The following is a 16,999-nucleotide window of genomic DNA, read 5'->3' as shown; positions in this document are numbered from 1 at the left end:
CGCCCGCCGCCGTCACATCGAGAACGGCTACAGCTACGGCCTCGCCGGCGCGGGAGCGCCGGCGCGAGCACGCGAGCGGCACGGCGAAGCCGTGCCCGAGCGGCGCAGATCCTAGAAGATCAAGCCCCGAGCCGCTTCAGCGCGGACTGCACGACGTTCTTGGCCGAGGCGGCGGCGCGGCCGACGGCCTCGGCGGCGCGGGCGGCGGGCTCCGGCAGGGCGGGCGCCTGCAGCGAGGCGACCTCGTCGATCAGGTCGGCCTCGTCGACGAAGAACGGCACGAGCCAGTCGTCGACCTCCTCGAGCGGCGCCGACGCGAGGCTGTAGTAGCGGTGCTGGCCCTCCTCGCGCACGGAGACGAGCTCGGCCTCGCGCAGCACCTTCAGGTGCTTCGACACGGTGGGCTGGCTGACGCCGAGCTCCGCGACGATCTCCGACACGCTCGTGCCGCGGTCCCCCTCCGACGAGCGGCGCAGCAGCAGTTGCAGGATGTCTCGCCTCGTGCCGTCCGCGATCACGTCGAAGATGTCCGCCATGTGGTCGAGGGTAGCGGGCGCGACGCGGGAGTACCATGAGGACGTTCTGGCTCGGAGGGGGATCGGATGTCGCAGGGCGCTTTCAGCGCGCGCGTCGATGCCCTCGGCGGCATGAAGCAGGTGCGCCGCCGCGTCGGCCACTTCTTCCGCGAGTTCACGACGTCGTCGCCGGCGCGCTTCGCGATCCTCGTGTTCCTGCTGCTCGTCGCGCTGTGGACGACGCTGCTGGCGCTGCCGATCTCGTCGGCGGGGCGTGAGACGACGCCGTTCGCGGACGCGCTGTTCACGGCCGTCTCGACGATCTGCGTCACGGGCCTCGTCACGGTCGACATGGCCACGCACTGGTCGGCCTTCGGCAACGCCGTCATCTTCATCGGCGTGAACATCGGCGGCATGGGCGCGCTCACGCTCGCGTCGATGCTGGGGCTCATCATCTCCAAGCGGCTGGGGCTGCGCGCCAAGCTCATCGCGGCGGGCGACACGAACCCGCTGCGCGCCCACGGCGGGGCGGTGAGCGAGAGCCAGGCCGTGCGGCTCGGGGAGGTCGGCCAGCTGCTGCGCACCGTCGCCCTCTCGACGCTCGTGATCGAGGCCGGCGCGGCGATCCTGCTGTACCTGCCGATCGTCGGCGCGGGCTACACGTGGCTGGAGGCGGCCTGGTACGCGCCGTACTACGCCGCCATGGCGTTCACGAACACGGGCTTCACCCCGAATCCGGGCGGGATCGCGGTCTTCGCGCACGACTACTTCTTCCTCACCGTGATGATGGGCGCCGTCTTCCTCGGCAGCATCGGCTTCCCGGTGATCTACGCGCTGTCGAAGCAGCTGCTGCGGCCGCGGCGCTGGTCGCTGCACGTCAAGCTGACGCTGGTCACGACCGTCATCCTGTTCTTCGCGGGCGCGGCGGCGTTCCTCGCCCTCGAGTACGAGAACCCCGGCACGTACGGATCGATGAACGCGTGGGACACGATCTTCCAGTCGTTCTTCATGTCGGCGATGACGCGATCAGGCGGCTTCGCCGTCGTCGACATCGGCGAGCTGTACGGCTCGAGCATGGTCGTCGGATCGATGCTCATGTTCGTCGGCGGCGGCTCGGCGTCCACCGCCGGCGGCATCAAGGTCACCACGCTGGCCGTGCTCGCGCTCAGCGTGTGGTCGGAGGCCAAGGGGCGCCGCAGCGTCGAGGCGTTCGGCCGGCGCATCCCGAGCGACGTGCAGCGCGTCGCCGTGGCGGTGCTCGCGTGGGGCGCGACGATCTGCGCGCTGTCGACGATCGTCATCGCCCAGATCACGCACGCGCCGATCGCCGAGGTGCTCTTCGACGTGATCTCGGGCTTCGCCACCGTCGGCCTGTCGACCGGGCTCACCGAGACGCTCCCCGATCCCGCGCTGTATGTGCTCTCGGCGACGATCTTCATGGGCCGCGTTGGTACAGTCACTCTTGCCGCGGCGGTCGCCGCGACGTCCCGCTCGCAGCTCTACTCGCTCCCCGTGGAAAGGCCGATCGTTGGTTGAGCAGATCCGCAACGACGCCCCCGTGCTCGTGATCGGACTCGGACGCTTCGGCGCGGCGTGCGCCGGCGAGCTCGACCGGCTCGACCGCGATGTGCTGGCCATCGACGAGAACCTCGAGCTCGTGCAGAAGTGGTCGGAGCGCGTCACCCACGCCGTGCAGGCGGATGCCCGCAGCATCGACGCCCTCAAGCAGGTCGGCGCCGCCGACTTCCAGGTCGCGGTGGTCGCCGTCGGCTCCTCGATCGAGGCGTCGGTGCTCATCACCGCGAACCTCGTCGACCTCAAGGTGCCGCAGATCTGGGCGAAGGCCGTCTCGCAGTCGCACGGCAAGATCCTCGCCCGCGTCGGCGCCAACCACGTCGTCTACCCCGAGCGGGAGGCCGGCGAGCGTGTCGCGCACCTCGTGGGCGGGCGCATGCTCGACTTCATCCGCTTCGACGACGACTTCGTGCTGACGAAGATGTACCCGCCGCGGTTCATCCGCGGCATCGGCCTGAACGAGTCGGGCGTGCGCACCAAGTACAACGTGACCGTGGTGGGCGTGAAGAGCCCGGGCCGCCCGTTCCGCTACGCGGAGGCGAACACGGTGGTGACCAACCACGACCTCATCATCGTCTCGGGCACGAGCGAGGACGTCGAGCGCTTCGCCTCCCTCGACCGCTGACGGCGGCGCCACAGGGTACGACCCCGGCGCCGCTCGCGCAACGGGGGTTCGCCGGGCCCGGCTTCCGTCCTACCGTGGCGGCATGAGCCAGGGAACGCAGGACGGCAGGGACCGCGACGTCCCGCCCGTGGACCGAGGCACCGCGCCGGAGGATCGGCGCGAGCGGCCGCTCGAGCGGGAGCCGCTGCGGGACGACCCGGCCTATCGCGCCGGGGTCGAGGACGCCCGCCGCGGCGACGCGGTGCGCGACGACGACGCGCTGACGCGCGACGACGCCGAGACGCGCGTGCTGCCCCGCGACGACGCCGAGCGCGACGACACGTCGCGGAACCGGGAGGACGCGCGACGCCGCCGCGACGCGGACGAGCGGGCGGCGACGAGGGCGGACGCGGACGCGGAGCCGAGCAGGCTCGACGCCGTGCCGGGCGACCGGCGCGCGCTGCGCGAGGAGATCGTGGACCGCGAGCGCGAGCGCTTCGGCGGGATCAAGTTCGGCTCGGCCTTCTTCGGCTGGCTGGCCGCGATGGGCACCGCGGTGCTCCTGACGGCCCTCGCGGCCGCCGTCGGCGCCGGCGTCAGCTGGGGCACGGGCACGACCGCCGGCGAGGCCGGCGAGGCCGCGGCCGACAACCCGACGGGCGCGAGCATCCTCGGGGCGATCGTGCTGGCGGTGCTGCTGTTCGTGGCGTACTTCGCCGGCGGCTACGTGGCCGGGCGGATGGCGCGCTTCAACGGCACCAAGCAGGGGTTCGCGGTGTGGCTGTGGGCGATCGTCGTCGCGGTGGTCGTCGCGGTGGTCACCGCGATCGCCGGCAGCCAGTGGGACATCCTCGCGATGTTCAACGGCTTCCCGCGCATCCCCGTCACGCCCGAGACGGCCACGACCACCGGCATCCTGACCGCCGTCGGCGCCGCGATCGTGACGCTGATCGGCGCCGTCCTCGGCGGGATGGCCGGCATGAGGTACCACCGCAGGGTCGACCGCGTCGGCCTCGGTGGCTGAGAGAGACCGACACCGGCGGCACACACGCCGCCCCGACAGGAAGGAGCGCCCATGGGCCTCGGAGACGACATCAAGCACAAGGCGGAGGAGCTCGGCGGCAAGGCCAAGGAGCACACGGGCAAGGCGACCGACGACGAGTCGCTCGAGGCCGAGGGCCAGGGCGACCAGCTCAAGGCCAAGGCCAAGAAGGTCGGCGACGACGTCAAGGACGCCTTCACCGACCGCTGAGCGCTGCACCGATCGCTGAGCATCGTGTCCGCACGACAGCGGACCGACGGCCCGCGCGCATCATCGCGCGCGGGCCGTCGGTTGCCTACGATGGGGTCATGAGCGACACCCTGCCCTCGATCGCGTTCATCGGTGCCGGATCGATGGGGGGAGCGATCGTGCGCGGGCTCGCCGCGAGCGGCACGACGGTGGACGGCGGGATCGTCGTCACGAACCGCACGGCCGCGCGCGCCGCATCGCTCGCGGGTCTCGACGGCGTGACGAGCGTCGCGCTCGAGGAGCGGCCCGAGGGCAACGCGGAGGCGGTGGCCGGGGCGCGCGTCGTCGTGCTCGGCGTCAAGCCGCACCTCATGCCCGAGCTGCTGCTCGAGATCGCCCCGCACGTGCGCGAGGACGCGATCGTCGTCACCCTCGCGGCGGGCGTGCCGCTGGCGGCATACGAGGCGCGGCTGCCGGGCACCGCGGTGGTGCGCGCCATGCCGAACACGCCGTCCACCGTCGGCCGCGGCGTCACGGGCATCGCGGCGGGCACGCACGCGACGCCGGAGGACGCGGCGATCGTGCGGCGGCTGTTCGAGACCGTGGGCGACGTGCTCGAGGTCGACGGCGACGACGGCATCGACGCCATCTCGACGATCTCGGGATCGGGCCCCGCCTACGTCTACCTCTTCATCGAGAAGCTCGCCGAGGCCGCGCGGCACCGCGGGTTCTCGGACGCCGACGCCCGCCTGCTGGCGGCCCGCACGTTCTCGGGCGCCACGGCGCTGCTCGACGCGGAGGGCGAGGCGCCCGAAGAGCTGCGCCGCCGCGTGACGAGCCCCAAGGGCACGACCGAGCGGGCCGTCGCCGTGCTGCAGGACGCCGACCTCGGCCGCGTGCTCGCCGACGCCACCGACGCGGCCTTCGCCCGCGCCAGGGAGCTCGCGGGCACGATCGCCGCCCCGCCGACCGAGGCGATCATCCTCAAGTCCTCCGACTGACGCGCCGCCGCGCGTCAGCCGACGGGCGTCGCGCGGAGCTGGTCGACGATCCAGCCGATCCAGAACGAGGCGCACGCCGAGCCGAGGATGCCCAGGCCGAGGCCCCACCACGCGTGCGCCCTGCGCTCCCACGTGCGGCGCAGCGCGACGATCGCGAGCAGCGCGCCGGCCACCGACACCGGCATGCCCCACGGCACGAACCACGACAGCACGAGGCCGATCGCCGACGCGGTGAGCGACACGCCCGCGAGCGGGCGGCGCACCCGCACGGCGGCTGCGCGGCGCGGGGCCTGGGGCGCGGGATCGGCGGGCACGTCGTGCGCGAGACTCGCGATCAGCTCGATCGGGTCGGTCACGGCGCGCTCGAGCACCTCGCGCGGCCGCTCCCCCGCCTCGTCGTGACGCAGCGGGTCGCTCATCCGTCGCCCCCGGCGCCCTGCGCCTGGGCCACGGCGGCCGGCGCCGATTCGGCGACCTGGATCTCGGTCACCGGCAGCGTCGAGTCCGCGCCGAACGCGAGCGTCGACGGCCGCCGTCCGGACGCGATGAGCTCGGCCGCCAGGCCCGCGATCATCGCCCCGTTGTCGGTGCACAGGCTCAGCGGCGGGATGCGCACGGTCACGCCCTGCGCGGCGCCGCGGGCCAGTGCCACCTCGCGCAGCCGCCGGTTGGCGATCACGCCGCCGCCCAGCAGCAGCCGCGGCACACCGTGCGCGGCACACGCGTCGAGCGCCTTGGTCACGAGCACGTCGACCACCGCCTCGCGGAAGCTCGCGGCGACGTCGGCCAGCGGCACGGCCTCGCCCGCGGCCTCGCGCTGCTCGATCCAGCGCGCCACCGCCGTCTTCAGGCCCGAGAAGGAGAAGTCCCAGCGGTGCTTCTCCCGGTCGCTCGCGCGCGAGAGCCCGCGGGGGAAGCGGATCGCGTCCGGATCGCCGCCCTCGGCCGCGCGGTCGATCTGCGGGCCGCCCGGGTACGGCAGGCCCAGGATGCGCGCGACCTTGTCGAACGCCTCGCCCGCCGCGTCGTCCACGGTCTCGCCCAGCAGCTCGACGTCGCTCGTCAGGTCGCGCACGAGCAGCAGCGACGTGTGCCCGCCGCTCACGAGCAGCGCCACCGTGGGGTACTCGAGCGGCTCGGTGCCCGCGGTGAGGATGTCGGCGGCGATGTGGCCGACGAGGTGGTTGACGGCGTAGAGGGGCTTCTCGAGCGACACGGCGAGCGCCTTCGCGGCGCCGACGCCCACCATGAGGGCGCCGGCCAGGCCGGGACCGCTCGTCACTGCCACGGCGTCGAGGTCGCCGAGCCGCACGCCCGCCTCGTCGAGCGCCCTCTCGATCGCCGGCTGCAGCGCCTCCAGGTGGGCGCGCGCGGCGACCTCGGGCACGACGCCGCCGTAGCGCGCGTGCTCGTCCATGCTGCTGGCGATCGTGTTGCTCAGCAGCGTGCGCCCGCGCACGATGCCGATGCCGGTCTCGTCGCAGCTCGTCTCGATGCCCAGCACGAGCGGCTCGCTGCGGTTCACGTGCATGCCCCCGCCTCCTGCGCGCGCGGCGCGCGCGCCGCGTCCCACGCGCGCACGTCGAGCCTCATGACGACGGCGTCGACGCCGTCGGGCTGGTAGTACCGCGGGCGCACGCCGATCTCGGCGAAGCCCTCGGACGCGTACAGGCGCTGCGCCACGGGGTTGTCGGCGCGCACCTCGAGGAACAGCTCGCGCACCCCCCGCCGGGCGGCCTCGTCGATGAGGTGGCGCAGCAGGGTGCGCCCCTCGCCGCGCCCGCGCACCGACGCGTCGAGCGCGATGGTCTGGATGTCGCCGTCGGCGGCGTTCGGCAGCGCCCGCAGGCCGGCGTAGCCGACGATGCGGCCGGCCTGCTCGACCACCACGTACGCGCCGTGCGGGCCGCGCAGCTCCTCGGCCATCATCGCCTCGCTCCAGGCGTCGGTCGGGAACGAGGCGCGCTCGATCGCCATGATGGCGCCGAGGTCGTCGGGCGTGGCGGGGCGGATGACGGCGGCGCTCATGCGCTCACCCGCTTGGGCGTGTGCCCCTCGACCACGTCGGGCGAGCGCAGGTACAGCGGCTCGGCCATCGGCTCGACGCGGCCGGCCGCGATGAGGCGAGCGGCGAGCGCGCCGAGGGCGCCGGCGGAGACGGCGGTGGTGAGCTGCGGCACGTACCCCTCCGTCCGCGCCGGCTCGAGCTCCGGCCCGCGCGTGCGCACCGGGATGCCGTCGTCGTCGAGCGCCGTGTACGACGAGACCGCCCACTCGCGGCGCCGCGCGTCGGTGACGACCGTGAACGTCGGGTCGGCGTCGGCGGGGATCATCGGGTGGCCCGCGGCCGCCTCGTCCTCGGCCCGGCGCGTGAGGTGCGCGAACGCGATCGCGTCGTGGCTGACGACGGGGATCAGGGGGATCCCGCGACCGAGCGCGAAGGCGCGCGCGGCGGCGATGCCGATCCGCAGGCCCGTGAACGGACCCGGACCCATGCCGGCGGCGACGTGCGTGATGTCGGCGGGGGCGATGCCCGCCTCGGCGAGCGCGCGCACGAGCAGGTCGCCGATGACCTCGGCGTGACCGCGCGGGCTCTCGCTCTCGGCGCGGGCGTGCACCGCGCCATCGGCCCCGACCACGGCGACGGTCGAGCCGATCGAGGTGTCGACGGCCAGGATCATCCCTCCAGGGTAATCCGGCACCCTGACGCGAAGCCGTGGGCGCCGCGTCAGAGGCCGCCCGACAGCACCACGACGCACACCCCGAAGAAGATGATCGGGGCCGCCGCGATGCTGATGAGGGCGCCGATCCCGAAGCTCCGCGTGCGCGCGAAGCAGACCATGAGGATGCCGCCGAGGATGAGGAGGGCGTACACCGGCGCCTGCAGCCCGGAGGCGGAGCCCACCGTGAACCCGAGGGTCATCACGACGATCTGCAGGACGATCGCCCCGATCAGGCCGATCGTCACGCCCCACCCGAACGACACCCCGCCGAGCTGCCGGGGCGCCTCGGGCGGCACCGGGTGGCCGTACGGCACCGGGGATCCGTACGGCGGCTGCCCATAGGGCGGCTGGCCGGGCGGCGGCCCGTAGGGCTGCTGCCCGGGCGGCGGCCCGTACGGCGGCTGGCCGGCGCCGTGCTGCCCGTGCGGCGGCGGCGCTCCCGGGGCGACCCAGCCGGGGGCGGCACCGGGCGCCTGCGGGGGCGGCGGCGGCGCGTGGCCCCCGCCCGCCGGCGGGACGAACGGCCCCCCGGGCGGGACGGCCGGATCGGTGCCCTCGGGCGGCGCGGGGTCGGCGGGCTGGTCAGGCGGGTTGCTCATTCGGCACCGTCCTCTCGGGGGTGGCGGGAAGCGGCGCGGGGCCGGGGGCGCGGAACCGCCCGGTGCGGATCATCCACACGATCCGGGCGAACAGCAGCGGCAGGGTCACGAGCAGGAACAGCTGCGGCCGTGTGAACCACAGCCAGGCCACGTCGTTGCCGCGGACGAACTCGACGAGGAAGCGGAAGACGCCGTACGCGGCGACGTACAGCGTGAGGGTCTCGCCCGGCGCGATCGGGCGATGCCGCAGCCAGAACCAGAGCAGGGCGAACGCGACCGCGTGGAACACGATCTCGTACACGAAGCTGGGGTGCAGCGGCACCCCGGCCACGCTGCCGGTGTACGCCGCCGCGGCCTCGTCGAGCACGATGCCCCAGTGCGCGTGCGTGGGCGTGCCCGGCTTCTCGGTGAGCAGGCAGCCGCAGCGGCCCACGCACATCGCGAGGGCCACGGCCGGGGCGAACAGGTCACCGGTGCGTCCCGGGTACCGCACGATGCGCTTGGCGACGTGCACGCCGAGCCACGCGCCGACCAGCGCCGAGAGCATCGACGCGTTGCCGACCGACAGCTGCTCGACCAGGCTCAGGTTCTGCGAGGGGTCGAGGTGCTGCGCCCACGTGCCCAGGCGTGCCAGGAGGGAGGCCCCGGCGAGCGCGCCGAGCACGAGGTACCAGACGCGGTAGTCGGTGACGCCTCGCCGCCGCTTCTCGATGACGAACACGAGCCCCGCCGCGAGCAGGCCGAGGGCGACGAACGCCGAGTGCGTGTCGACCGGCGGCAGCCAGTCGGCCAGGTCGTGCAGGGTCGGGAACACGGCATCACCCCAGCAGGCGGATCCAGAGGCCGATCCAGAGCGGCACGGCGGCGGCCGCGAGCACCGCGATCACCCACAGGTACGCCAGCACGAGGCGGGTGTCGCCGAGCTTGCAGCGCGAGCGGAGCAGCCCCGCCCGCCGGGCGCGCGTGTAGCCGCCGATCGCGATGAGGGCGAACACGAGCACCGCCACCGGGCCGAGCAGGCAGGCCAGGAGCGCGACGGTGGTGTAGACGCAGAGCCGCAGCGGATCGAACGGGGGCGCGGGATCGCCGACCGTCGCGTCGTACCGGTTCAGCCCGTCGTACGCGCTCACGACGCCACCACCGGAAGGGTGCGGCGCACGGGGCCGAGCTGCGGGGCGAGCTCGCGCGCGCCCGTCGCGGTGGACAGCCGCGTGCGCCCGAGCGGCGCCCACGCCTGCACGGCGCAGAACGGGGCGCACTGGTGGGCGTCGGTCGTCTCGTTGACGGTCGCCACGTGCACGCAGCACTGCAGCAGCCGCTCCTCGATCATCGTGTTCATGTCCATGAAGGGCTTGACCGTGATGCGCTTGACGCGCGCGGCGAGCATCTTCCGCAGCCGCTGGTGCTGGCCGGGCAGCCGCGACGCGGCGAGCGTGGCCAGCGTGCCGATGCCGAGGTCGCAGGCCTGGCAGATGTCGCGCCAGATGTCGATCATCGAGGGGTGCGACAGCGAGGACTGCTCGCTCAGCAGGTCGAGGAGCGAGGCCTTCACGACCTCGCGGATCTTCTTGTTCACCTGCGAGTCGGCGATCCGGTTGGCGATGAGATCCGGCTCGAGATCGAGGAACTGCTTGAGGCGCTCGTGCCCGATCAGCCCCACGAGCGACTTCCCCTCCCCGGCGTCGTCCTGCAGCAGGTAGCCGACCGAGCAGCAGTGCGGGTGACTGCACGGCAGCGCGGTGAGGTCGTGCCACGTGACGAGGTCGTCGGTCTGCGGGCCGAGCCGCGCGAGCACGCCCGTGTGCGTGAGCCGGTCAGCCGGATCGATCCCGGCCGAGCGGCCCGATCCGAAGACGGGCTGGATCGTCACCCCGCCGACGAACGGGGTGTCGAGCGCGCGCCGGATGACCGCGCCGATCTCGTCGTCGTTCACGCCGAGGGCGGCCGTCATGGTGAGCGTCGTGAACACGCCCGCCTCCGAGAGCCGCTCGAGGGCGCGCTCCTTGAAGCGGCGGATGTCGGCGCCGCGGTGATAGGCGGAGGACTCCTTCGACTCGCCGTCGTACTGCAGGTAGATCTCCACCCGCTCCCTGTGCTTCTTCAGCACCTCGACGAACGCGTCGTCGCCTGCGATGCGCAGCCCGTTGGAGTTGATGAGGATGCGCACGACCGGCCGCGTGACGAGGTGATCGAGCAGCTGCTCGAGCCAGGGGTAGAGCGTGGGCTCGCCGCCCGAGAGCATGAGCACGTCGATCCGGCCGTTCTCGCGGGCCAGCCGCGCGTCCACCGACGCGAGCACCTCCGCCAGCGGCGCGACGGCCGCCTGGGCGGGGCTGGACTCGGCGAAGCACGTGGGGCAGCGCAGGTTGCAGTGGTCGGTGATGTCCTCGAGCAGGATGCACGTGTGCTGCGTCTGCATCTGCGGCAGGCCGTCCTCGTACGCGCTGGGCACGGGCTTGAAGTTGCCCCTCACGTCGGGCTCGTGCATCTTCGTCGGCGCGGTCCACTGCTCGAGGTACGACAGGATCTCGGCGGACTCGTCGTACAGCGTGCGGATGAGGCCGTGGTCGGGGCATCCGCGCTCCAGCCAGATGCGCCCGTCGCGGTTCGCGAGCCAGCCCGACAGCCGCCGCACGTCGGCGAGCGGCCGATCCGGCTCCTCCTCGTGGCACCGCGGGCAGAACGCGTTGACGTACCGGTGGATGCGGTGATCCCGCAGCGGCATCCCCGCACCCGGCTGGCTCCCCATGCCGTCAGGCCAGCGGCGATGCGCTCCCGCCACGCGCTTCTCCACAGGCCGCGCGCCGCGGCGTCACGGCCGGCGGGCGATGGTGACGACGCGGGGCGCGTCGGCGTCGAGGTCCTCCGCCGAGCGCGCGGGGCCGGCGTCCGCTCCCCCGTCGCCGACGGGCCGCTCGATCTCGATGTCCCACCAGTTGTCGCGCAGGCCCTCGACCTTGCCGCGGCCCCACTCCACGATGACGACCGACGCGTCGGCGTCGATGTCGAGGTCGTCGAGCTCCATCGCGTCGCCCACGCGATAGGCGTCGGCGTGCACGAGGGGGGCGCCGCCGGTGAGCGACGGGTGCGTGCGCGCGATGACGAACGTGGGGCTCTGGATCGGGCCGCGCACCCCGAGTCCGGCAGCGATGCCGCGGGTCAGCGTGGTCTTGCCGGCCCCGAGCGGCCCGGTCAGCACGATGAGGTCGCCGGCGGCGAGGCCCTCGCCCAGCCGGCGCCCGAGCTCCTCCATGTCGGCGGCCGACGCCACGTCGTGGCGCCCGAGCAGCGCGTCCGGGATCACGATGCCTCCGTCCGCGTCACGCGGGCGCCGATCCGCGTGACGATCTCGTAGTTGATGGTGCCGGCCGCGGCGGCCCACTCGTCGGCGGAGGGCGCGCCGGCCGCCGGGTCGCCGAACAGGACCGCCTCGTCGCCCACCTCCACCGGGGCGTCGCCCACGTCGACGACGAACTGGTCCATCGCGATCGTGCCCGCCACGCGGAACCGCTCGCCGCGGATCGCCACCGGCCCCGCGTTCGACGCCTGGCGCGGGATCCCGTCGGCGTACCCGAGCGGGACGAGCGCGAACGTCGTCTCACGCTCCGCGCGGTAGCGGTAGCCGTACGAGGCGCCGTGCCCCGCGGGCACGCGGCGGACCGCGGCGACGCGGGCGCGCAGCGTCATGGCCGGCCGCAGCCGCAGGTCGGCCGAGGTCGTCCCCTCCAGCGGCGAGAGGCCGTACAGCCCGATGCCCACCCGCACGGCGTCGAACCGCGCCTCGGGCAGCGTGATCGCGGCCGCCGTCGCGGCCAGGTGCCGGATGGCCGGGCGCACGCCGCGCGCGGCGGCGAGCGCGAGCCCGCTTTCGAACGCGCGCACCTGGGCGCGGTCGTCCTCGGGGGACGTGCCGCTGAGGTGGCTGAACACGCCCTCCACGCGCACCTCGCCCCGCGCGACCAGCTCGGCGGCGAGGTCGAACAGCGCCTCCCACTCCGCGGGCGCGGCGCCGTTGCGGCCGAGGCCCGTCTCGAGCTTGAGGTGCACGGCGGCCGCGCGGCCGGCGGCGCGCGCGGCCTCGGCCACGCGCCGCAGCTGCGCCACGCCCGAGACGCCGAGCTCGATGCCCGCCGCGACCGCGGGCGCGAAGTCGGCGTCCGGCCCGTGCAGCCACGCGATCACGGGCGCCTCGACGCCCGCCGCGCGCAGCGCGTGCGCCTCGGCGAGGTCGGCGACGCCGAGCCGCGTGGCGCCGCCCGCGAGCGCCGCGCGCGCGGCGGTGAGCGCGCCGTGCCCGTAGCCGTCGGCCTTCACGACGGCGATGAACTCGCGCGTGTGGGCCAGCCGCCGCAGCGTGCGGGTGTTCGCCTCGATCGCGGCGGCGTCGATCAGGCCCTCGCGCAGCGGTTCAGTCATGCCCCTCACCGCCCGCGCCGGGCCCCTCGAGCGCCTCGCCTGGCCCCTCGAGCACCGCGTACGCGACGGCCAGGCCGGCATCATGCGAGAGCGAGAGGTGCGTGTGCGTCACCCCGCGCGCCGCGAGGGTGCGCGCGGTCTCGCCCGTCACCACGTACGCCGGCGCGCGGCGCTCCGCCAGGCGCGGCACCTCGATCTCTCGCCAGCTGACGCCGTCCGATCCGCCGAGCGCCTTGATGAGCGCCTCCTTGGCCGCGTACCGGGCGGCCAGCGAGCGCAGCGGCAGCTCGCGCTCGTGCGCGCTGAAGAGGCGCTCGGCCAGGCGCGGCGACCCCTCGATCTGAGCCTGGAAGCGGTCGATGTCGACCACGTCCACGCCGATGCCGATGATCACGCCGCGCCCGCTGCATTCACTCGACCGTGACGGACTTCGCCAGGTTGCGGGGCTGGTCGACGTCGAGGCCCTTGGCGTTGGCCAGGCCCATCGCGAAGATGTGCAGCGGCACGACGGCCAGGATCGGCTCGAAGATCGGCCCGGCCAGCGGGATGCGCAGCACCTCGTCGGCGAACGGCAGCGCCGCGACGTCGCCCTCCTCGGCGATCGCGATGACGCGGGCGCCGCGGGCGCGGATCTCCTCGATGTTCGAGACGACCTTGGCGTGCAGCGTGGCCGCGCCGCGCGGCGAGGGCACGACGACGAACACGGGCTGGCCCGGCTCGATCAGCGCGATGGGGCCGTGCTTGAGCTCGCCGGCGGCGAAGCCCTCGGCGTGGATGTACGACAGCTCCTTGAGCTTGAGCGCGCCCTCGAGGGCGATCGGGTAGCCCACGTTGCGGCCGAGGAACAGCACCGACCGCGTGTCGGCCATCCAGTGCGCGAGCTGCTCGATGTGCTCCTGCTCGTGCTCGAGGATCCAGCGGATCTTCTCGGGCAGCGCCTCGAGCTCGTGGATGCTGCGCGCCGCCTCGGCCGGCGACACGGTGCCGCGGATGCGGCCCACGTGCAGGGCGAGCAGGTAGAGCGCCGTGATCTGCGCGACGAACGCCTTCGTCGAGGCGACGGCGACCTCCGGGCCGGCGTGCGTGTAGACGACCGCGTCGGACTCGCGCGGGATCGTCGCGCCCTGCGTGTTGCAGATCGACAGCGTCTTGGCGCCCAGGCGCGCGGCCTCCTTGACCGCCATGAGCGTGTCCATCGTCTCGCCCGACTGGCTGATCGACACGACGAGCGTCTCGGGGCCGACGATCGGGTCGCGGTAGCGGAACTCGTGCGCCAGCTCGACGTCGACCGGGATGCGGGCCCACTTCTCGAGCGCGTACTTGCCGACCGTGCCGGCGTACGCGGCCGTGCCGCACGCGATGACGATGATCCGCTGGATGCCGGCGAACAGCTCGTCCATGCCGTCGAGCTCGGGGATGACGACCTGGCCGTCCTTCGCGCGGCCGAGGATCGTGTTGGCGACGGCCTCGGGCTCCTCGGAGATCTCCTTCGCCATGAAGCTGGGCCAGCCGCCCTTCTCGGCGGCGGACGCGTCCCACATCACCTCGAACGGCGAGGCCTCGACGACGTTCCCGTCGAAGTCGGTGACGGTGACGGTCTCGGGCGTGATCGCCACGATCTGGTCCTGGCCGATCGCGAGCGCGCGGCGGGTGTGCTCGACGAACGCCGCGACGTCGGAGCCGAGGAAGTTCTCGCCCTCGCCCAGACCGATCACCAGCGGCGAGTTGCGGCGCGCGCCGACGACGAGGCCCGGCTGGTCCTTGTGCATCGCGAGCAGCGTGAACGCGCCCTCGAGGCGCTTCGCGACGCTGCGGAACGCCGCGACGAGGTCGCCGCCGTGCGCCCGGTACTCGCGGCCCAGCATGACGGCGGCCACCTCGGTGTCGGTCTCGCTGTGGAAGGCGTAGCCCTGCGCGAGCAGCTCCGAGCGCAGCTCGGCGAAGTTCTCGATGATGCCGTTGTGGATGACCGCGAGGCGGTCGTCGTCGGCCAGGTGCGGGTGCGCGTTCTGGTCGGTGGGGCCGCCGTGCGTGGCCCACCGGGTGTGGCCGATGCCCGTGGTGCCCGCGGGGATCGGCGCCGCGTCGAGCTGCTCGCGCAGGCGGGCGAGCTTGCCCGCCTTCTTGGCGGTGTGCAGGTCGCCGGCGCCGTCGATCACGGCGATGCCCGCGGAGTCGTAGCCGCGGTACTCGAGACGGGCGAGACCTGAAAGAAGGATGTCCTGGCTCTCACGGGGCCCGACATAGCCGACGATTCCACACATGCGAACGATTCTAGGTTCGCGCGGCTGGGAAACCGGACCGCGCGCGCGGATCAGACCTTGCGCAGCAGCACCGTGTCGACCGCGTGCGAGGCGCCCTTGCGCAGCACGAGCGTGGCGCGGTGCTTGGTGGGCAGCACGTTCTCGATGAGGTTCGGCATGTTGATGTCGTTCCAGTAGCCGAGCGCCGTCTGCACCGCCTCGTCGTCGCTGAGGTTCGCGAACACGTTGAAGTACGACGAGGGGTTGGAGAACGCGCCCTCGCGCAGCGCGAGGAAGCGGTCGACGTACCAGGAGGCGATGTGGTCGGTCTCGGCGTCGACGTAGATGGAGAAGTCGAACAGGTCGCTCACCGACACGCCGTTGGGCGACGGCGGCGGCTGCAGCACGTTGAGCCCCTCGACGATGACGACGTCGGGGCGCCGCACGGTCACCTGCGCGTCGGGCACGATGTCGTAGCGCACGTGCGAGTAGAACGGCGCGTGCACGATCTCGGCGCCGCTCTTGACGTCGGTGAGGAACTTCACGAGCGCGCGGCGGTCGTACGACTCGGGGAACCCCTTGCGGTCCATCAGGCCGCGCCGCTCGAGCTCGGCGTTCGGGTACAGGAAGCCGTCGGTCGTGACGAGCTCGACGCGCGGGGTGTCGGACCACCGGCTCATCAGCTCGCGCAGCAGGCGCGCGATCGTCGACTTGCCGACGGCGACCGACCCGGCCACGCCCACGACGAACGGCGTCGTCTGGTCCTCCTCCCCGAGGAAGCTCGTCACGTCGGCGCCGATCCGGCGGTGCGCCTTCGCCCAGATGCTCAGCAGCCGGCTGAGGGGCAGGTAGACCTCCCGCACCTCGTTCAGGTCGAGCCGGTCGCCGATGCCGCGGATCTGCACGATCTCCTGCTCGGTGAGCGGCTGATCCATTCCGGCCGCCAGCCGCGCCCAGTCGGCGCGCGCGATCTCCCGGTACCGGGAGTGCGGGAGGGAATCGACTGCGGCGCTCATCCGCATCATCGTAGCCGCGGGCGCGGCCGCCACCGGCGCGCTAGCGTTCTGACATGCGTCTCGGTGTCCTCGACATCGGCTCGAACACCGTCCACCTGCTCGTCGCCGATGCCCACGCCGGCGGCCGGCCGCTCGCCACGACGAGCGAGAAGTCGGTGCTGCGGCTCATGCGGTACCTCGACGAGAACGGCGCCATCACGCGCGAGGGCGTCAGGGCCCTGCTGCGCGCGGTGCACAAGGCGAAGGAGGTCGCCGAGAAGGAGGGCGTGGCCGAGCTGCTCGCCACGGCGACGTCGGCGGTGCGCGAGGCCAGGAACGGGCGCGACGTGATCGCCGCGATCGAGGACGCGCTGGGGCAGCCGCTGGTCGTGCTCGGCGGCGACGACGAGGCGCGGATGACGTTCCTCGCGGTGCACCGCTGGTTCGGCTGGTCGGCGGGGCGGATCCTGCTGTTCGACATCGGCGGCGGCTCGCTCGAGATCGCCAGCGGCAGCGAGGAGCTGCCGCACGCGGCGCACTCCGTGCCGCTGGGCGCGGGCCGCATGACGGTGCGCTTCCTGCCGAAGGACCCTCCCGGCGAGGGCGCGCTCGCGAAGCTGCGCGAGCACGCCGCGGAGTCGCTCGCGCCGATCGCCCGGAAGTACCGGCGCCTGCCGCGCCCCGATCACGTCGTCGGCTCGTCGAAGACGATCCGATCCCTGGCGCGGCTGGCGGGGTACCGGCGGCCCGGCTGGTCGGGCACCGAGCGCTGGATGCTGCCGCGCGAGTCGCTGGCCTCCTGGATCCCGGTGCTCGCGCGCATCCCGGCGTCCGCGCGCCAGGAGCTGCCCGGCATCACGGCCGACCGCACCTTCCAGATCACGGCGGGGGCCGTCGTGCTGCACGAGGCGATGGCGGCGCTCGACGTCGAGGAGCTCGAGATCAGCCCGTGGGCCCTGCGCGAGGGCGTGATGCTGCGCCGGATCGAGGATCTCGCGAGCCGCCCCTGACCCGCCCGGCCCCGCTCCCTCGGGGCAGGACCGGCCTGCGCCAGCGACCGATGGGTGCAACCGACCGGTGAAACTCCCCGGTTGCTG

Annotated in this window: 20 protein-coding genes; 6 read left to right on the top strand and 14 right to left on the bottom strand. The window is 73.5% G+C overall.

The window, feature by feature from the left end:
- Nucleotides 1-119 precede the first annotated feature (119 nt).
- Nucleotides 120-536 carry an ArsR/SmtB family transcription factor gene (locus ACWDR7_RS10960; protein WP_449854927.1) on the bottom strand — a complete coding sequence of 139 codons (417 nt, stop codon included), beginning with the start codon at nucleotides 534-536 and terminating at the stop codon, nucleotides 120-122.
- Between the two features lie 111 nt (nucleotides 537-647).
- Here ACWDR7_RS10960 and ACWDR7_RS10955 point away from each other — a divergent pair, with 111 nt between their 5' ends.
- From ACWDR7_RS10955 to proC, 5 genes are all read left to right on the top strand, one after another.
- Nucleotides 648-2,051 carry a TrkH family potassium uptake protein gene (locus tag ACWDR7_RS10955; protein WP_449854930.1) on the top strand — a complete coding sequence of 468 codons (1,404 nt, stop codon included), beginning with the start codon at nucleotides 648-650 and terminating at the stop codon, nucleotides 2,049-2,051.
- Nucleotides 2,044-2,715 (top strand): potassium channel family protein, encoded by a 672-nt coding sequence (locus tag ACWDR7_RS10950; RefSeq protein ID WP_449854926.1) that lies wholly within the window; start codon nucleotides 2,044-2,046, stop codon nucleotides 2,713-2,715. The genes ACWDR7_RS10955 and ACWDR7_RS10950 overlap by 8 nt, the downstream gene beginning before the upstream one ends.
- An 82-nt stretch (nucleotides 2,716-2,797) precedes the next feature.
- On the top strand, nucleotides 2,798-3,718 hold the full coding sequence (locus tag ACWDR7_RS10945) for a hypothetical protein (RefSeq protein WP_449854925.1): 921 nt from the start codon (nucleotides 2,798-2,800) through the stop codon (nucleotides 3,716-3,718).
- Nucleotides 3,719-3,769: 51 nt separating this feature from the next.
- Nucleotides 3,770-3,946: a CsbD family protein gene (locus tag ACWDR7_RS10940; RefSeq protein ID WP_449854924.1), complete on the top strand. Its 177-nt coding sequence runs from the start codon at nucleotides 3,770-3,772 to the stop codon at nucleotides 3,944-3,946.
- A 98-nt stretch (nucleotides 3,947-4,044) separates the two neighbouring features.
- Nucleotides 4,045-4,926, top strand: coding sequence for a pyrroline-5-carboxylate reductase (gene proC / locus ACWDR7_RS10935; protein ID WP_449854923.1), 882 nt, complete (start codon nucleotides 4,045-4,047; stop codon nucleotides 4,924-4,926).
- A 14-nt stretch (nucleotides 4,927-4,940) separates the two neighbouring features.
- Here proC and ACWDR7_RS10930 read toward each other — a convergent pair whose 3' ends face one another.
- The 13 genes from ACWDR7_RS10930 to coaA all read right to left on the bottom strand — a co-directional run bounded on the left by ACWDR7_RS10930 (nucleotide 4,941) and on the right by coaA (nucleotide 15,923).
- Nucleotides 4,941-5,345 carry a hypothetical protein gene (locus tag ACWDR7_RS10930; RefSeq protein WP_449854922.1) on the bottom strand — a complete coding sequence of 135 codons (405 nt, stop codon included), beginning with the start codon at nucleotides 5,343-5,345 and terminating at the stop codon, nucleotides 4,941-4,943.
- Nucleotides 5,342-6,457 (bottom strand): tRNA (adenosine(37)-N6)-threonylcarbamoyltransferase complex transferase subunit TsaD, encoded by a 1,116-nt coding sequence (gene tsaD, locus ACWDR7_RS10925; protein WP_449854921.1) that lies wholly within the window; start codon nucleotides 6,455-6,457, stop codon nucleotides 5,342-5,344. Before tsaD ends, ACWDR7_RS10930 begins: the two co-directional genes overlap by 4 nt.
- Nucleotides 6,448-6,954 carry a ribosomal protein S18-alanine N-acetyltransferase gene (gene rimI, locus ACWDR7_RS10920; protein ID WP_449854920.1) on the bottom strand — a complete coding sequence of 169 codons (507 nt, stop codon included), beginning with the start codon at nucleotides 6,952-6,954 and terminating at the stop codon, nucleotides 6,448-6,450. The genes tsaD and rimI overlap by 10 nt, the downstream gene beginning before the upstream one ends.
- The gene (gene tsaB / locus ACWDR7_RS10915) at nucleotides 6,951-7,607 is read right to left on the bottom strand and encodes a tRNA (adenosine(37)-N6)-threonylcarbamoyltransferase complex dimerization subunit type 1 TsaB (RefSeq protein WP_449854919.1); all 657 of its coding nucleotides are present in this window, start codon (nucleotides 7,605-7,607) and stop codon (nucleotides 6,951-6,953) included. The genes rimI and tsaB overlap by 4 nt, the downstream gene beginning before the upstream one ends.
- Nucleotides 7,608-7,654: 47 nt before the next feature.
- Entirely contained in the window at nucleotides 7,655-8,248 is a 594-nt protein-coding gene (locus ACWDR7_RS10910) for a hypothetical protein (protein ID WP_449854918.1), read from the bottom strand.
- The gene (locus ACWDR7_RS10905; RefSeq protein ID WP_449854917.1) at nucleotides 8,232-9,062 is read right to left on the bottom strand and encodes a prolipoprotein diacylglyceryl transferase; all 831 of its coding nucleotides are present in this window, start codon (nucleotides 9,060-9,062) and stop codon (nucleotides 8,232-8,234) included. Before ACWDR7_RS10905 ends, ACWDR7_RS10910 begins: the two co-directional genes overlap by 17 nt.
- A gap of 4 nt (nucleotides 9,063-9,066) precedes the next feature.
- A complete protein-coding gene (locus tag ACWDR7_RS10900; RefSeq protein WP_449854916.1) occupies nucleotides 9,067-9,378 on the bottom strand; it encodes a hypothetical protein in 312 nt (103 codons plus the stop codon).
- Complete coding sequence (locus ACWDR7_RS10895) at nucleotides 9,375-10,997, bottom strand: radical SAM protein (protein WP_449854915.1); 1,623 nt, start codon at nucleotides 10,995-10,997, stop codon at nucleotides 9,375-9,377. The genes ACWDR7_RS10900 and ACWDR7_RS10895 overlap by 4 nt, the downstream gene beginning before the upstream one ends.
- 63 nt (nucleotides 10,998-11,060) lie before the next feature.
- The gene (gene tsaE / locus ACWDR7_RS10890) at nucleotides 11,061-11,501 is read right to left on the bottom strand and encodes a tRNA (adenosine(37)-N6)-threonylcarbamoyltransferase complex ATPase subunit type 1 TsaE (protein ID WP_449854929.1); all 441 of its coding nucleotides are present in this window, start codon (nucleotides 11,499-11,501) and stop codon (nucleotides 11,061-11,063) included.
- Between the two features lie 47 nt (nucleotides 11,502-11,548).
- Nucleotides 11,549-12,664, bottom strand: a complete 1,116-nt coding sequence (alr, locus tag ACWDR7_RS10885; RefSeq protein WP_449854914.1) for an alanine racemase — start codon at nucleotides 12,662-12,664, stop codon at nucleotides 11,549-11,551.
- On the bottom strand, nucleotides 12,657-13,058 hold the full coding sequence (locus ACWDR7_RS10880; protein WP_449854913.1) for a holo-ACP synthase: 402 nt from the start codon (nucleotides 13,056-13,058) through the stop codon (nucleotides 12,657-12,659). The genes alr and ACWDR7_RS10880 overlap by 8 nt, the downstream gene beginning before the upstream one ends.
- Before the next feature lie 16 nt (nucleotides 13,059-13,074).
- Complete coding sequence (gene glmS / locus ACWDR7_RS10875) at nucleotides 13,075-14,928, bottom strand: glutamine--fructose-6-phosphate transaminase (isomerizing) (protein ID WP_449854912.1); 1,854 nt, start codon at nucleotides 14,926-14,928, stop codon at nucleotides 13,075-13,077.
- A gap of 50 nt (nucleotides 14,929-14,978) precedes the next feature.
- The gene (coaA, locus tag ACWDR7_RS10870) at nucleotides 14,979-15,923 is read right to left on the bottom strand and encodes a type I pantothenate kinase (RefSeq protein ID WP_449854911.1); all 945 of its coding nucleotides are present in this window, start codon (nucleotides 15,921-15,923) and stop codon (nucleotides 14,979-14,981) included.
- 53 nt (nucleotides 15,924-15,976) lie between these two features.
- Here coaA and ACWDR7_RS10865 point away from each other — a divergent pair, with 53 nt between their 5' ends.
- The gene (locus tag ACWDR7_RS10865) at nucleotides 15,977-16,912 is read left to right on the top strand and encodes a Ppx/GppA phosphatase family protein (RefSeq protein ID WP_449854910.1); all 936 of its coding nucleotides are present in this window, start codon (nucleotides 15,977-15,979) and stop codon (nucleotides 16,910-16,912) included.
- Nucleotides 16,913-16,999 lie beyond the last annotated feature (87 nt).

Source organism: Microbacterium sp. NPDC003461 (genome assembly GCF_053588335.1).
The sequence above is the reverse complement of the archived record's forward strand: the minus strand, read 5'-3'. Positions and strand labels throughout refer to the sequence as shown.

What these genes read in the sequence shown, in the direction of transcription:
- ACWDR7_RS10910 (WP_449854918.1), bottom strand. Translation starts at nt 8,248, where the DNA reads ATGAGCAACCCGCCTGACCAGCCCGCCGACCCCGCGCCGCCCGAGGGC.
- ACWDR7_RS10960 (WP_449854927.1), bottom strand. Translation starts at nt 536, where the DNA reads ATGGCGGACATCTTCGACGTGATCGCGGACGGCACGAGGCGAGACATC.
- ACWDR7_RS10865 (WP_449854910.1), top strand. Translation starts at nt 15,977, where the DNA reads ATGCGTCTCGGTGTCCTCGACATCGGCTCGAACACCGTCCACCTGCTC.
- tsaD (WP_449854921.1), bottom strand. Translation starts at nt 6,457, where the DNA reads ATGCACGTGAACCGCAGCGAGCCGCTCGTGCTGGGCATCGAGACGAGC.
- rimI (WP_449854920.1), bottom strand. Translation starts at nt 6,954, where the DNA reads ATGAGCGCCGCCGTCATCCGCCCCGCCACGCCCGACGACCTCGGCGCC.
- ACWDR7_RS10945 (WP_449854925.1), top strand. Translation starts at nt 2,798, where the DNA reads ATGAGCCAGGGAACGCAGGACGGCAGGGACCGCGACGTCCCGCCCGTG.
- ACWDR7_RS10955 (WP_449854930.1), top strand. Translation starts at nt 648, where the DNA reads ATGAAGCAGGTGCGCCGCCGCGTCGGCCACTTCTTCCGCGAGTTCACG.
- coaA (WP_449854911.1), bottom strand. Translation starts at nt 15,923, where the DNA reads ATGAGCGCCGCAGTCGATTCCCTCCCGCACTCCCGGTACCGGGAGATC.
- proC (WP_449854923.1), top strand. Translation starts at nt 4,045, where the DNA reads ATGAGCGACACCCTGCCCTCGATCGCGTTCATCGGTGCCGGATCGATG.
- glmS (WP_449854912.1), bottom strand. Translation starts at nt 14,928, where the DNA reads ATGTGTGGAATCGTCGGCTATGTCGGGCCCCGTGAGAGCCAGGACATC.
- alr (WP_449854914.1), bottom strand. Translation starts at nt 12,664, where the DNA reads ATGACTGAACCGCTGCGCGAGGGCCTGATCGACGCCGCCGCGATCGAG.
- ACWDR7_RS10895 (WP_449854915.1), bottom strand. Translation starts at nt 10,997, where the DNA reads ATGGGGAGCCAGCCGGGTGCGGGGATGCCGCTGCGGGATCACCGCATC.
- tsaE (WP_449854929.1), bottom strand. Translation starts at nt 11,501, where the DNA reads ATGGAGGAGCTCGGGCGCCGGCTGGGCGAGGGCCTCGCCGCCGGCGAC.
- ACWDR7_RS10930 (WP_449854922.1), bottom strand. Translation starts at nt 5,345, where the DNA reads ATGAGCGACCCGCTGCGTCACGACGAGGCGGGGGAGCGGCCGCGCGAG.
- ACWDR7_RS10940 (WP_449854924.1), top strand. Translation starts at nt 3,770, where the DNA reads ATGGGCCTCGGAGACGACATCAAGCACAAGGCGGAGGAGCTCGGCGGC.
- tsaB (WP_449854919.1), bottom strand. Translation starts at nt 7,607, where the DNA reads ATGATCCTGGCCGTCGACACCTCGATCGGCTCGACCGTCGCCGTGGTC.